10 protein-coding genes are annotated in these 13,960 nt (G+C 48.4%); all 10 read right to left on the reverse strand.

All coding sequences use genetic code 11. The annotated features are described in order from the left end of the window. Nucleotides 1–23: 23 nt before the first annotated feature. Nucleotides 24–824, reverse strand: a complete 801-nt coding sequence (locus VN105_RS10610) for a DUF4382 domain-containing protein (RefSeq protein ID WP_325640621.1) — start codon at nucleotides 822–824, stop codon at nucleotides 24–26. A 156-nt stretch (nucleotides 825–980) separates the two neighbouring features. Then, the gene (locus VN105_RS10615) at nucleotides 981–1,772 is read right to left on the reverse strand and encodes a helix-turn-helix domain-containing protein (protein WP_325640623.1); all 792 of its coding nucleotides are present in this window, start codon (nucleotides 1,770–1,772) and stop codon (nucleotides 981–983) included. A gap of 24 nt (nucleotides 1,773–1,796) precedes the next feature. Continuing rightward, complete coding sequence (locus VN105_RS10620; protein ID WP_325640625.1) at nucleotides 1,797–2,603, reverse strand: carbon-nitrogen hydrolase family protein; 807 nt, start codon at nucleotides 2,601–2,603, stop codon at nucleotides 1,797–1,799. Nucleotides 2,604–2,754: 151 nt separating this feature from the next. Next, nucleotides 2,755–4,965, reverse strand: coding sequence for a Gldg family protein (locus VN105_RS10625; RefSeq protein ID WP_325640627.1), 2,211 nt, complete (start codon nucleotides 4,963–4,965; stop codon nucleotides 2,755–2,757). Beyond that, the gene (locus tag VN105_RS10630; RefSeq protein WP_325640629.1) at nucleotides 4,965–5,906 is read right to left on the reverse strand and encodes an ABC transporter ATP-binding protein; all 942 of its coding nucleotides are present in this window, start codon (nucleotides 5,904–5,906) and stop codon (nucleotides 4,965–4,967) included. The genes VN105_RS10625 and VN105_RS10630 overlap by 1 nt, the downstream gene beginning before the upstream one ends. An 83-nt stretch (nucleotides 5,907–5,989) precedes the next feature. Further along, nucleotides 5,990–7,423, reverse strand: coding sequence for a RagB/SusD family nutrient uptake outer membrane protein (locus VN105_RS10635; protein ID WP_325640631.1), 1,434 nt, complete (start codon nucleotides 7,421–7,423; stop codon nucleotides 5,990–5,992). Between the two features lie 11 nt (nucleotides 7,424–7,434). Continuing rightward, nucleotides 7,435–10,920, reverse strand: a complete 3,486-nt coding sequence (locus VN105_RS10640; RefSeq protein ID WP_325640633.1) for a SusC/RagA family TonB-linked outer membrane protein — start codon at nucleotides 10,918–10,920, stop codon at nucleotides 7,435–7,437. A 257-nt stretch (nucleotides 10,921–11,177) separates the two neighbouring features. Further along, nucleotides 11,178–12,371, reverse strand: coding sequence for a FecR family protein (locus tag VN105_RS10645; RefSeq protein WP_325640635.1), 1,194 nt, complete (start codon nucleotides 12,369–12,371; stop codon nucleotides 11,178–11,180). Nucleotides 12,372–12,485: 114 nt separating this feature from the next. Beyond that, entirely contained in the window at nucleotides 12,486–13,085 is a 600-nt protein-coding gene (locus tag VN105_RS10650; RefSeq protein WP_325640637.1) for an RNA polymerase sigma factor, read from the reverse strand. Between the two features lie 213 nt (nucleotides 13,086–13,298). After that, nucleotides 13,299–13,670, reverse strand: coding sequence for a hypothetical protein (locus tag VN105_RS10655; RefSeq protein ID WP_325640638.1), 372 nt, complete (start codon nucleotides 13,668–13,670; stop codon nucleotides 13,299–13,301). Nucleotides 13,671–13,960: the final 290 nt, after the last annotated feature.

Raw genomic sequence — 13,960 nt, forward strand, 5'->3', positions numbered from 1 at the left:
TCCCTATCAACTCAATGTCATCATTATTTTAGCGTAATAGTACTTACAGTGGATACTTCCCCGGTTTTTACGGTTACCCCTGCAACAGTGGTGTCCTTTAAAATACCATCGCCTGCAATAGCAACGTTGTAGCTGCCTGCAGCTAAACCGGTCATTACATAAGCGCCTGTTAAAACATCAGGTATGGCGGAAGCAATGGTATCTGTATTTTGTATGGCGAATACCCCTGAAACATGCAGCAGTGGCAAGGCAATTCCTTTAATGCTACCGCTGGTGGCTTCCGTATAAGTGCGGATGACTGGTTTCAGGATGTATTTATTGCTACCGGTTGTAACAATAGAACGGTTGGCATCGAAATCAATCCAGAGGCGGTATTCGATATCAGCCACCAGGTCTGCATGTACATTCAGCTTTAAACCTGACTGCTGTGCAGAAGGCGTTTCCAGCGGATGGGATACACCATCCACCACCACACTGTTGTTCGTACCCAGCACAAGGCGGATCTGTGAAATTTTACCGGCAGGTAATTCTTTTGATGCGAGCAGGGTATCTAACCCGTTCCTGAAATCCAGGAGGTTATACACACCCGGACGGGCAAGCGGCACAGATACCCAGCCTGCGCCTGTTTCGGCTGCATCGGCAGATGCATTTACCTGGATGTCCTGGATATCGATGTTTACTTCATCGTAAAAGGCCGGGTCATCTGTCAGGTAAACGGTAAGCTTCGACTTTCCGCTATTGGAAGATTCGTCTTTGCTGCACGCACTAAAGAAAAGCATTGATGCAGCAACCACCATTAACGTGGTAAAGAATTGGTTTTTCATGATTCAGAGATTGAATTGAATAACAGTTTTCGGTTAAAATTGAATTTGAGTTGATAAAAGCTGACAATAGATAGTGACAGATTTGAATGGCGTTGTAAGTATAATTTCCTGAAGTCAAAAACTGTGCCTAAACATAAAAGTGCTATAGCACAAAGGCTAACCGGGGAAGTTTTCCGCCTGTTTTATGTATTCCAGGGGAGAGTAAGTGGTAAAATCTTTAAAAGCGCGGATCAGGTGACTTTGATCTGCATAGCCGTTTTCCATTGCTACGCCGGCCATATCCGAAAACCTGTTCCGGCTAAGTTGCTGCAGCGCAGCGTTAAACTGGCAGATCCGGCTGTACATTTTTGGGGTAAGGCCAATATGCTGCTCAAACCTGCGTTCCAGCGTGCGTTCCGTAATATATAACTCCTTCCGGAGATCCATCAGTAACAGGGTTCCCTTATTTTTTTGTATGAGGCGGGTGGCATAGGTAACCGGCTCATTTATGCGGATCCTGTTACGCCGGGATAGCTGATTTATATAACCGTTCATCAATTCCAGGCGGGCGTTAAGGGAGGGAGCGTTGAGCAGCTGTTCTTTCAGGTTTATTTCCCTTGCCAAACCGATGAGACTAAGATCTATCCCCTGGCCGGTGAGTTCTTTCGCCTCATATCCCAACAAGGATTGCAACATATAAGGGTGGAGAAAATAGGCAATCACCGTTATTTCACCGGCTGTATGCAGCCGGATCGGTGCAATGTTTTGCCCGTATAACACCAGCTGATCGCTTTTTTTACCGGCGCTGAGTATACGCGCAGGGTCTGTAAGCTGGAAAGTAATGCTGGGATAACCGTTGGCAATGAGCGGTAATACCGCTTCATAGAACATACTGTTATTTTCAAGCACCACGATGCTGCTTACATAGTCCGCGATAACGGCAGGAGGTGTAAGTAACTGTACTTTCATATCTGACTACGATGCAAACGGCTGTTACCGGTTTTCAGAATAGTGCGATTTTACATACAAGGCTGAACGATACCTTTTGGCCAGTAATCCTGTAGCCAGCGCGGGATCGATATCCGCTACCGTTACACCGGGTTTACCATACTCCCCGTGCGCAATACAAGCGCCATCGGGCGCTATAACGGAACTGGCGGAGTCAGGATATTTAAACGCGTAATTGGAGCTGGCAAAGTAGATCGTATTTTCCAACGCCCGCATCATCATTGCTTTTTCGTAATAGGGGTTGTTTTTATTTCCCCACTCGGTAAGCAATACGCCAGTAGTATCGCTGCCTGTACAATGCGGGTGAAATACGATTTGCGCTCCGTGCCGGGCAGCCCACCGTACTGATTCCGGATAGCGAAATCCTTCATGACAAATGGTAATGCCGAACTTCACACCGTTCACTTCAAAAATACTGCGCTCCGTACCAGGTGTCCAGAAAGTATCTTCTGTAGGATCCAGCTGGTTCTTGGCCTGGTAGCCGAGCATTTCACCGGTTGCTGAAATAACAAAAGCCACATTTAAAACAGATGCCCCCTCGTACCAGTCCATAGGCATAATAATGGCAACAGCATTTTTTGCAGCGATCTCCTTTACCCGTTCCAGCGCCTGCTGCATCTTTCCGGGCGACCGGTCTTCCGGTAATCCCATTCCAGGGTAACCCGGCAGATACGATTCAGGAAAACAAATAATTTCCGCCTGTAGTTTTGCTGCTGCCACCAGCTGATCTGTCCATGATAAGCCATCGGTAACAGATATCGGAGGTGGAGGGGATGCCAATGCAATTTTCATATGATGCAGATTCTGGGAACAAAGATATTTATTTTAAAGCAGGTTATATTCTGCCGGTAGATCTATAGCCGGGTTCAGCTACCACATTTTTTAAAAAAAGGCCGCCCGGTTACGGGTCGGCCTCTCCTGCTTATAAGTGGTTGGCTTCATTTTATCTTCTTTTCCTGTAAAGCAGCAGCGCGGTGGCAAAAACCAGGAGTGATACCGGTATTACGCCGAAGAAAAATATCCGCATGGTAAGAATGCCCTGGTCATCGCTGTCGATCACATCTTTCGACCGGATAGCGCCGGTGTTCACAGGGAACTGACCGTAGGTGAACCAACGGAACAGTTCTGTGATCATCGCCTGGTTCCATACGGAAGGTTTACGCCGCGCCAGTTCGCCGGTGCTCATAAAATCAGCATCGCCGGTAACGATGATGCGCTGGGTTTTACCGCCAAGTTTTCTTTCTGCAGCAACGGCCAGCGCCTGGTTGTTTTTGGACTGTAGCAACGGTACCGTATGGAAGCCATGCTGTGTACCGTATTGCAGGTTAACAGCGCCGGCCATGGATACTACAGCGCTATCAGCGCTGAAAGCCGCCAGCTTTGGTGCAATGCTGCCTGCACTATTGGCAACGCGGGCCAGGATAAAGTCGGGCGCATAATCCCTGCTTTCTTCCTGAACGGGCATTTCACCTGGCTGTATATCCAGCTGCACTAACAGCGGCTTCAGTACTTCCTGTGATCCCGGCTCCGTGATCACGAAAAGGTTCCTGCCGCTGGCGAGGTATTGATCCAGCTTTGCCTGTGCTGCCGGTGAAAGGGCTGTTTTAGGATCAGCCACTACCAGTACGGAAGTGGCGGCGGGGATCTCCGCACTGTCCAGGTTCACTGTATCCACATTAAAGCCCTGGTTGATCAGCGCACCGCGGAAGGTAAGTTCACTTACAAACATCCTGAATGCAGCGTCGCCGGCTTTTGTAATGCTTCTTTCCCCGTTGCCGGTGAGAAAGGTTACCAGTGGTATTTCAGCCGGTGTAACGATCCGTTTGAGTGCAGCGGTAAATTCCTGTTCACCGGGATAGATCATGATATCGTTGTAATACCGGAGGAATGTTTTTTTATCGCCGTATTGCAGGAGCCTTACCAGGCGGTTTTCTTCCGGGCCCAGGTCTGCCATTTTACGGATCTGTGCAGGTGGTATTACTTTTTTGTAATCGAGGTCCTGTATATCTGCTACCTTTTTGGCAATAGCGGCATCGCTTTCTCCCGGGTAATTTTTATAAAGACTTTTATTATTAGCGAAATCGTAGTAATACACGTATTCCATTTGCAGGTTGGGCATAAACCGGCGGTAAGGTGTAAGGATCCTTTCATCTGCACTTTTCTTCTCCGGTGCACCGAGATAATAATTATCATCGAGGATATTTACATAGGTGGTGATCTTCAGCGGCTTGTCCATTGTTTTGATCAACTCCCGGCTTTGGGGTCCGAGGGTATGTGTTTTAGTAGCCGTCATATCCACGTAACCGGTGAAGAACGGGCGGGAACTGATATAACCGGTGAGGAAGCATAGCCCGATCAACCCAAGGTACCTTGCGGTACGAACCCAGGTTGATTTTGCTTCGCGCTGATCCTGCAGTCGCATGCCTGTAATAGCAAGGAAGAAACCGATCACCAGGAAAAAATAGATGGCATCTTCTGAGCTGATAAGCCCGAAGATGAACTGCTCTGTTCTCCCGGAAATAGACATGAAGTAAGTGATATGCCTTACTGCATCGTTGCCCTGGAAAAGGCCACCGATAAAGTTGAGCCCGGCCAGTACCGCCAGTGTGCTGATGGCTGCCACCACCTGGTAAGTGGTGAGCGACGACATGAACAGCCCGATAGCCGCATAGGCGCAGATGAGCAGGTAAAGGCCCAGTGCGCCGGAGGCCAGCAATTTCCAGTCGATATGCTCAATAAAGAACGAACCAGAGGCGCCGTACAAACAAATGATGACCAGCAGCAATGCGCCGTATCCCATCATGGCTACATATTTTCCCAGTACAATATCCCTTACCTTGATGGGGGAAGACAGCAATAATTTAATGGAGCCGCTATGTGTTTCCCGGCTGATGAGCCCCATTGTTAACAGTGGAATATAAAAATAGAGTGTATTTTTTACACCGGGATAAAAACCTTCCTGCTGGCCGGCGAAGATCATGGAAGTAACATCAGTAAAGTGATGTCCCATGCGTTGAGCGCGACCAATCATTTGTATGTAGTGCAGGAAATCGATTCCTATTTGTACAGGAAATACGATCAAGATGAGCCAGGCTACCGGCGAGTGAAACAGGAGGCTCAGCTCCTGGCGGGCTATTCTGATAATTAGTTTCATTACTGTATGGCAGGTTTAGATTTTTTATTGGATAACTGGGCGAAGATGGCATCGAGCGAGCTTTTCTCCAGGGTGATTTCCTTCAGGCGCCAGTTCCTTCGCACGCTGATCTCCACGATACTTTCCGCGATTTCCGTAGCAGGTTCAAACCTGATACGGATGGTTTTTTCCGACAGGAACTCTACGTCTTTAATGCCTTTGATGGCCCTTAGTTCGCTTTCCTGCGGCGGGTTCTCCAGGGTAGTAATAAGACTGTCTGGTTCGATGTAATTATTAAAAGATTCCATTGTGTCTTTGAACACCATTTTACCGCCTTCTATCATGATGATGTCCTGGCAGGTGGCCTGTATTTCCGAGAGGATGTGGGAAGAGAAGATCACCGCCCTATCGGCGGCAATTTCCCTGATCAGCTGGCGTACTTCCAGGATCTGGTTGGGATCCAGGCCGTTGGTAGGTTCATCCAGCACCACCAGCAGCGGCGTGTGGATGAGGGCCTGTGCAATTCCTACCCTTTGGCGGTAGCCACCGGAAAGATTACCGATAAGCCGTTTGCTGAAGTGGGCCACGCCGCATTTCTCTTTCACAATATCCACAGCGGCTTTTATGCGCCGTTTATCAATGAGGCGGAGATGAGCGCAAAAAGTGAGGTATTCGTCTACCGTTTGTTCAAGATAGAGCGGTGCATTTTGCGGGAGAAAGCCGATCCTTTTCTTGGCCTCTTCAGGATGCGTTCTCATATCAATGCCTTCAATCAATACCTGGCCGCGGGTTTGACTCAATACGCCGCAAAGGATGTTCATAGTAGTGGATTTGCCTGCCCCGTTGGAGCCAAGTAATCCTACGATGCCTTTTTTATTGATTTCGAAGCTGACATCTTTCACCGCCCAGTCTTTACTGTATCGGTGTGATAATCCTTCAATTTTAACGATGTTGTCTTGCATGTTTGAATGAATTAGTCAATAGGAGGTAAATGACGCCGGCTGATTGCCGGCGTCAGAATTGGAACAGGGAGGACAGCAATCATTTATGGATTCAGCGGCCAGTCCGGGTTAAACACCGTAGCATTGGGCCACAGCTGGCGCAGGTAATTATTACTGCCGGGCAACAACTCGTATGTTTTACCTTCTGCCACATGCGTTACTGTTTTCCGGAAGCGGGTTTCCTTGTTCAGCCGTTTCAGGTCAATGACCCGCATCCCGGTGAACGCCAGTTCCCTTCTTCTTTCTTCCAGCACAAAGCGTAATACTTTCTCTCCGTCGTTGTTAAAATCGGCTGGTGTAAAGGCTTTATAGGCAGCGGGTGTAATCCTGTTCAATCTCAGCTTATTGATATCTGCCAGGGCAGCGGTTAAATTATTTTCACGGGCCAGGCACTCTGCACGTACCAGGTACATTTCCGGCACATTGAGGTAGTTGCTGTAGAAATCGCCCCGCAGGAAGATCTTCACCTGGTACCTGGACATGTAATTGAATGGCGGCGCCGGTGGCCAGCCGTCTGCATAATATAACGTCCACCTTTTATCGTCGTTGGTAAAGAGGGCGCTCAGTTCCGGAGACGCGCAAACATCCATACCCAATCCGAACGGACGGAGAAAGTGCCTGGCCACAATCGTTTCCGTATTGAGCTGTGCATCGGGGATATCGGTCCAGCCGAGCGGTTGTCCCGGTACATTAGGAAACGGCCCCGGGATGATGATCTTATAATCATTCATATTAGCCAGTTCGTTCTGCAGGCCAAGCGCCAGGTCCGCATTTTTACGGGCATTGGCATAGTCGCCCATAAAAAGATAGGTTCTGGCAAGGAGTGCGTAGCCACCGGCTTTTGAAGCCCTGAACTTTGTGAGCTTATGTTTTACCGGCAGATCGGCAATAGCGGCATTGGCGTCGCTGAGCACCTGGTCGTATACTTCTTTTACGGTGTTCCTTACAAACTTTGCATTGATATCGGCGATCAATGCAATGGGAATACCTGCTTCAGTGGCAGCGGTAGCTGCATCATAATGCTGTGCATATACATTTACCAGTTGCAGATGCTCCATAGCGCGCCCCAGGAGGGCTTCCGCACGCACGCTCTTTTTATTGGCTTCCGTTCCTTCCGTTGCATCCATGATATTGTTGATGATGCTGTTGTAGTAGAAGATCCGTTTGTAGCCTTCGCTCCACATGTAATCGTTGGTGCCCTGTTCATATGGGGTAGTATTGAATGTATAAATTTTTCTGCCCCATAGTTGTTGTTTGGAATAGAGATTACCCGGTTCACCTTCCGGCAGGAACGCATCATCCGAAAGCAGGTCCCAGAAATAATCTCCGAAGTTCACAACAGTGCCCGAGTTGAGCATATTTTCATAATCGGCTACTGTAACCGGTATAAATTTATCCTTTGGTTTTATATCCAGGAACTTGGTGCAACCGGATAAGATCAGTATGCTGGCGATAATATACAGATGTAGTTTCTTCATGTTTCCTGGTTTTAAAAGGTGATATCTATTCCAGCCATATAGGTAGGCATTACCGGCAATGTTCTGTTGGCGTACTGGCTGGCGATGTCATATGCTTCCGGATCAATTCCAACGGAGTTGGCGTACCAGTGGAAAGGATTCTGCACCTGCAGTGTTAATTTGGCAGAAGATAATTTTCTGACGCGTGTTAATGCGGATGCGAAGTTATAAGACACCGCGATGTCTCTTACTTTGATGTAGTCTGCTTTGAGCACGTTCTGATCCGATGCGTACCAGATAAGTGTGTAATAGTTGCCGCCATTGCCTTTCAGATCCGGTGCGGGCAGCATACCCGGGATCTTTTCATCACCAGGCTTACGCCAGAAATTCATCACCCTGCTGTCTACGTTAGCAGAGGGGAAATTGTTGGTAACAGGCGGCACTACATCCCTTATTACATTACCGCCATTGGCGATGATCATAATACTCAGCGTAAGCTGGCGGTAAGTAAAGCTGTTGGTAAAGCCGGCGGTATATTTCGGGCGAAGCGTACCACTGTATACGAGGCCATTTATGTCTGTCATGTTGGCTACGATGGTACCCGTTTGGTCGTAGTTCTTTACTACTTTGCCGGATGCATCGTATACCATCATAGAACCGTTGGCAGGGTCCAGACCGGCGGACCTGAAGCTGAATACCGCATCCATGGGATAACCGATGCGGTTTACACCGTAGCCACCGGCGAGGCCATAAACGTTTTCATCGCGTGTGTTTATTTCCGTCATCCTGTTCTTGTTCAGGCTGAGCGCCAGCGTGCTGCTCCAGGTGAAATGCTTTTTACTAACATTGAGGGTATTGAGGGCCAGCTCAATGCCTTTGTTGTTTAAGCTGCCATAATTGATCAGGGCGCTGGGAAAAGCGTTGGTAGGATCGATGGCCTTTTCTCCCAGCAGGTCGCTGGTTTTGCGGATATAATAATCGATGGAACCTGAAATACGGTTGTTTAATACGGCGAAATCCACACCAATATTGGTAGTAGCCGTTTTTTCCCATCTCAATGATTTATTGGGTGGGTAAATGATATCTGTAGCGGTGGCATTGGCTTCAGAAAAGAAAGTAGAAGAAGCCTGGAGGTAAGGGCCTACCGTTCTGGCCACGTTACCACCGAGCCCGTAGGTGGAACGGATGCTCAGGCTGTTCAACCAGCTGATGCCTTTCATAAAATCTTCTTCCGATAACCGCCAGCTGGCGCCTACAGACCACAGGGGCAGGTAGCGGTAACGTGGATCTGTACCAAAGAGGTTGGAGTTATCTACACGTACACTTCCTGTTACATTGTACTTCCCGTTGTAGGTATAGCCTGCGTTACCATAGGCGGAGATGTAGCGATCTTCCCCATAATAGAAATTATTCCTGTTGTTGAATTTCAGGGAGAAAGTGCTGCCGAGCGACTCCGTTCCTTTCAGGTTGCCGAGGGCAATTTCATTTACCGGCTGGAACTGGAGGTTATTATCGCTGTACCCCATTTTAAATACGGAGGTATTGGATTGCGATACGGCCCTGCGTTCCATGCCTGCCAGCGCGGATATATGATGTTTTACGCTGATGCTCCTGTCGAAGTTCAGCTGTGCACGGGCGGTATATGATTTTGAGTTACCGCGTGTTTCAAATAACTGGCCACCGTCTGGCACATTTTTTATCAGCTCACCGTTGATTAACTGTGCTGCATCGTTGATCATATTTTTGGCATAATAGGAATCGGAGGTATAGTATTCCTTATTGTAGCTGCTTCCGCGTTCCGTCTGGTATTTCAGGTCCAGTGTAAGCCCGGGGATTATTTTTACGGTGAATCCACCCTGCAGGCGGAAGTAATTGGACCAGTAAGAAAGATCTGATTTGTACAGTTCATCCAACGGGTTAAATGTTTCGTCGTACAGGCCGAGATTTTTCAACCGTTCTATTTCGTAGGGGGATTTTAATTTGGTGAACGGCGCATTGCTGCCATCGGGATTCTTCAGCACTTCGTAAGGCATGTTGCGGTAAAAGGATTGCGGGCTTTCACGCAGCAGGGTGCCTTTACGCATATTTGTATTGGCGCCTACTTCTGCATCGAGCCATTTAAACACTTTTACTTTATCCCTCATGCCCACGTTAATATCTTCATTGCCGGTACGGAAGCCATAGTCGCGGTTGCCGGTATAGTTCATCATGATATTATATTGGTGGATATCATTGCCACCGCTGGCGGAGAAGCTATGACGCTGCTTCAGGCGGTTGCGCATGAACAGGTTTTCCAGCTGGCTCTGACCGTTGGCATTCCTTAAATTATTGAGGGTGTTATCCAGTTCTGTTTTACTGATGAGGTTTTGTTCATAGTTATAGAGCGCTTCCAGAACTTTGGGCTGGCCTGCGCGTTTGATAGCATCGTTGTAGGTAGGATGCCAGCTATTGAACAGCTCCTGTTGCAGGTCTACCATCTGGGAGGAGTTGAGCAGGTGCATATAACCAGCATCCGGGATGGGTGTGAGAAATGCAGTGCTGCTGAAGTTCACAGTTAGCTTCCTTGCGCTACCGTAGCGGGTAGTGATGGAAATTACACCATTGGCGGCGCGGGTACCGTATATAGATGCAGCGGCGGCATCTTTCATCACCGTTACATTCACCACATCGGCAGGGTTGATATAATTCAGATCGCCTTCATAAGGGAAACCGTCCACCACGTATAGCGGGCTCTGGTTGCCGTAGAGCGTGGAAAGTCCACGTACGGAAACAGCGCCGTTCTGCATAAAGAGGCCTGGAACGGTACCTTCCAGGCGGTCCATGATACTTGTTTCCATCCTGGCGCCGAGCGTTTTTTCGGTAACTACGCTGAAGGAGCCGGTGGCGCGTTCTTTGGGAATAGACTGGTACCCTGTATTGGCGGTAACATTTAATTCTGATAGCGTGGAGGTGATCACCGGCAGTACGATATTACCAATGTTGCCGGATTTGAGCATGGCCGGTGTAACAGTGATCTCTTTTGTTTTATATCCTATGAAGCTGACGCGGAGTACATTGCCTGCTGAAACGGATAAAGTAAAATTTCCTTCCGTATTGGTGATGGCAGATTGATTGGCGCCTGCCACCAATATGGTAGCGCCAATCAGCGGGATACCCAGGCTGTCTGTTACATGACCTGTTACCGGCGATTCTTTTTCCGGCAGTACCTCACTACCGGCGGCGGGAGGTTTGCTGTACAACATAATAGTATTGCCGGCTATTTTGTAATTAAACGGCTGGTTTTTCATTACCAGGTCCAGGAAATTGATCAGCGGCATATCCTGTACAGATACGGATACGGCAGCAGCCTGTTTCAACAGTTCAGATTTACCCCATACCACGAAGCCGGTTTGCTTTTTAATGGTGGCAAAAAGTTTTTCCATGGGTACCGCCTTCCCTGAAAAAGTGATGGACTGTGAAAATGTGCTGGCTGATACATGTAAGCAAATGGCAAGAAGGAGAACACTGGTAAATCTCATAATCCGGAGCATTTTGGTTGGGAGCCGGCACGGCAAGTCCCAACGGCTCCAATAAGCAGTTTTTTGCATAGATTTGCAACGTTTGGTTGTTAAAAATGGAGGTCTCGAAACCTGTTTTTGAATCAGCCAGCAACCTTCCGGAAGTGTTGGTAGCACTTCCGGTTTTTTTGCCGGTTGATCCGTTCTGTTAGCTGATGTTCCTTTTTATTTCAGGCATAGTGTTTCAGTTTTACGGTATCCGGGATAAATAATAATTATTAAGGCATTACAATGAGCCTGCGGCCTTCTTCCAGTCGGAAATGCACATCTGAGCGTTCCAATCCTGTTAATACATCTGAGAGTTTCAGCGACCTGCTCATTTCCCCGAAGAACTTTACATCCGGTACATTTCCTTCGTATACAACTTCCAGGTTGTACCATCGTTCCAGCTGCCGCATCATTTCTTTGAGGCTTACGCCTTCAAAATTGAACAGGCCGTTTTTCCAGGCGATGGCTTTTTCCATATCTGCATTGCGGCTTACCTGCATGCCCGTGTTGCTGGCTTTAAGCTGGTCGCCCGGTTTTAGTACCGTGCTGCCGCCGTTGGCAAGGGATACACGAACCGCTCCTTCCACCAGCGTGGTGTAGGTATGCAGCTCATTCGTATATGCGTTTATGTTAAATCCTGTACCCAGTACTTCGATCTCCATTTTTTTCAGCACTTTTACTTTAAAGGGCTGTCTTGCATTTTTCGACACATCAAAATAGGCTTCCCCGGAGAGCTCCACTACCCTGTCTGCTCCGTTGAAGGCAACGGGAAACTGGAGAGCGCTGGCAGCGTTGAGCCACACTTTGGTGCCATCCGGCAATACCACCTGGAATTGTCTTCCTTTCGGCGTAGTAATAGTATTGTATTCCATTTCGCCGGCGCCGGTACTTTCCGGCGTATATTGGAGCGCGTTATTTTTCAGCACTACGGTGGTACCATTCTGGCGGGTAATGAGGCCATTGCCGGCGCTGTCGAGCACCATGCGTGAGCCGTCGGCCAGCGTAAGGATAGCGCCATTTTTCCCCGGGTCCGCATCCGGCTGCGCGTTGCCTGCCACTATAGCGGCGGGCGGCTTCCTATGATGGTGGCTGATGAACCAGGCAGCTGCGCCTAACACCAATACAACAGCGGCGGCCCATCCCCAGCGGTGCAGGAAATGTACGCGGGCGGCAGGTTTGATCTCCGATTCGGCCGCCAGCTTATCGGACATCAATATCTGGTTGGCCACCTGGGTCCAATGTTGCAGATCATAAGGAGGCAGGGATACAGGGTAATGCTCCTCCAGCCAGCTCTCCGCTTCATTAACAGAAGCGCCGGGCTGATCCAGGTCCACCAATGCAGTTAGTTCGTCCAGTTCAGCTGCTGTGGCGGTGTGTGTGGCCAGCCGGTCCAGTAAATATGTTAATCGGTTGTTATGTTCCATTTAAGATGGCAATACAGGTAAACGAAGGCTGTTTATCTTCCCTTATTTATACCAGACAATTGAGCAGGGAAATGGTACCGAAAAAAGACAATCTTTTTTTCCGGCGGTCATTGTTCAGATGAGTATATCTATTAATATGGCCAGGAATAACGGGTAACCGGCCTTCTGCAGGGAGGCACGGATATTTTTCAGCGCCATTACCAGGAGGTTTTTCACGGTGCTGATGGCCAGATCCATATGTTGTGCAATTTCACTGATGCTGAGCCCGTGTTCACGGCTCAGGCGGTAGATCTGTTGTTGTTTTTCAGGCAGCTGTTGTACGGCATTGTTCACCAGGCTGAGCAGCTGACGAAATTCGATCATATCTGCTACCGGCAATTCCCTGCCGGCGCTGTCTTTTTCATAGCTCACGGTATGCATCACCTTATCGCGGATGGTTTGGCGGCGGACATAGTTCACTGCAAGGAAAAAGCAAATCTTCTTTATCCATGCACCGGGCTGTGCCACTTCAGTGAGCTGATCGCGGGCTACCCATACTTTAAGAAAGGTATCCTGCACCAGGTCGTCTGCCACTGCCACTGATCCGGTAATACGTGCCGCCATCGCCTGAAGGCGCGGAGCATACATCTCAACAAAACTCCTGAATGCAGATTCATCGCCGGCGGCAATCTGCTTATAAAGGTCAGGAGCATCAATAGAATGACCCTCGCTCATTAACAACTCTGCTTGCGTAATAATAACAAATGACACGACAAGTTAGAATAATAATGCAGAATTTTCCAGTAAATAGGATGAGCGTATGAGCTGCCGGTCTGACGGAACGAAAAAATCCATTAGAATCCCTCAGCATACCAATACAAAAGGAGAGCTAAAAACGGGTATAGATTTACCGGAAGGATGGGATTAAAAGAACACTTCGTTATTTTTTTAACGGGACATGAAATAGCCCAACAGCGCTATGGCGGTGATACTGGCTATATCATTCCAGCGAAACGGGGGTGTTGCTTCCCAGCTGTTGGCGGCTGAATGCTGGTTGTGAGATGGATATGCTCCGTATATGGTACTTCTGCCATTTGTGCTATCGCTCACAGTTTGCAGGTACTGGCGCCATTGCCATGACGTGACCAGGGAGTCTGTTTTAATGACAGGCAGCTGTATTGCCTGTTGCCCAACGGCGTTGCTGCTGCGCTGCGCCGATGCGGTGAAACTGGTAACTGTAGCCAAAGAGGCTATGAGCAGATATTTTTTTATTTTAACCGGTAATTCCATGATGATCGTTCTTATATATTGTGGACGCATGGAATTTGCTGTTCCCCTATGCGTTGACCCATCTTTTTTCAAAATACCTGTTTCCCTCGCCTCCGGCAGGCAAAAAAGCCTTTGTACCGTCAGACAATACAAAGGCTTTCTCTTTTTTATATAGATGATACTTATTGAGGTTCCACTGCAGAAGGATCCATATACATGATTTCCCATAAATGGCCATCCAGGTCCGCAAAGCTCCGTGAATACATAAAACCCTGGTCCTGCGCCGGTTTAGGTTCTTTTGCGCCAGCTTTTACCGCTTTGTCAGACAGTGTATCCACATC

It is taken from the genome of Chitinophaga sp. (assembly GCF_035564935.1).
GTDB lineage: Bacteria > Bacteroidota > Bacteroidia > Chitinophagales > Chitinophagaceae > Chitinophaga.

Excerpts from the sequence above, each read along its gene's own strand:
- VN105_RS10645 (WP_325640635.1), bottom strand. The coding sequence starts at position 12,371 with ATGGAACATAACAACCGATTAACATATTTACTGGACCGGCTGGCCACA.
- VN105_RS10615 (WP_325640623.1), bottom strand. The coding sequence starts at position 1,772 with ATGAAAGTACAGTTACTTACACCTCCTGCCGTTATCGCGGACTATGTA.
- VN105_RS10640 (WP_325640633.1), bottom strand. The coding sequence starts at position 10,920 with ATGAGATTTACCAGTGTTCTCCTTCTTGCCATTTGCTTACATGTATCA.
- VN105_RS10620 (WP_325640625.1), bottom strand. The coding sequence starts at position 2,603 with ATGAAAATTGCATTGGCATCCCCTCCACCTCCGATATCTGTTACCGAT.
- VN105_RS10655 (WP_325640638.1), bottom strand. The coding sequence starts at position 13,670 with ATGCGTCCACAATATATAAGAACGATCATCATGGAATTACCGGTTAAA.
- VN105_RS10630 (WP_325640629.1), bottom strand. The coding sequence starts at position 5,906 with ATGCAAGACAACATCGTTAAAATTGAAGGATTATCACACCGATACAGT.
- VN105_RS10625 (WP_325640627.1), bottom strand. The coding sequence starts at position 4,965 with ATGAAACTAATTATCAGAATAGCCCGCCAGGAGCTGAGCCTCCTGTTT.
- VN105_RS10650 (WP_325640637.1), bottom strand. The coding sequence starts at position 13,085 with ATGAGCGAGGGTCATTCTATTGATGCTCCTGACCTTTATAAGCAGATT.
- VN105_RS10610 (WP_325640621.1), bottom strand. The coding sequence starts at position 824 with ATGAAAAACCAATTCTTTACCACGTTAATGGTGGTTGCTGCATCAATG.
- VN105_RS10635 (WP_325640631.1), bottom strand. The coding sequence starts at position 7,423 with ATGAAGAAACTACATCTGTATATTATCGCCAGCATACTGATCTTATCC.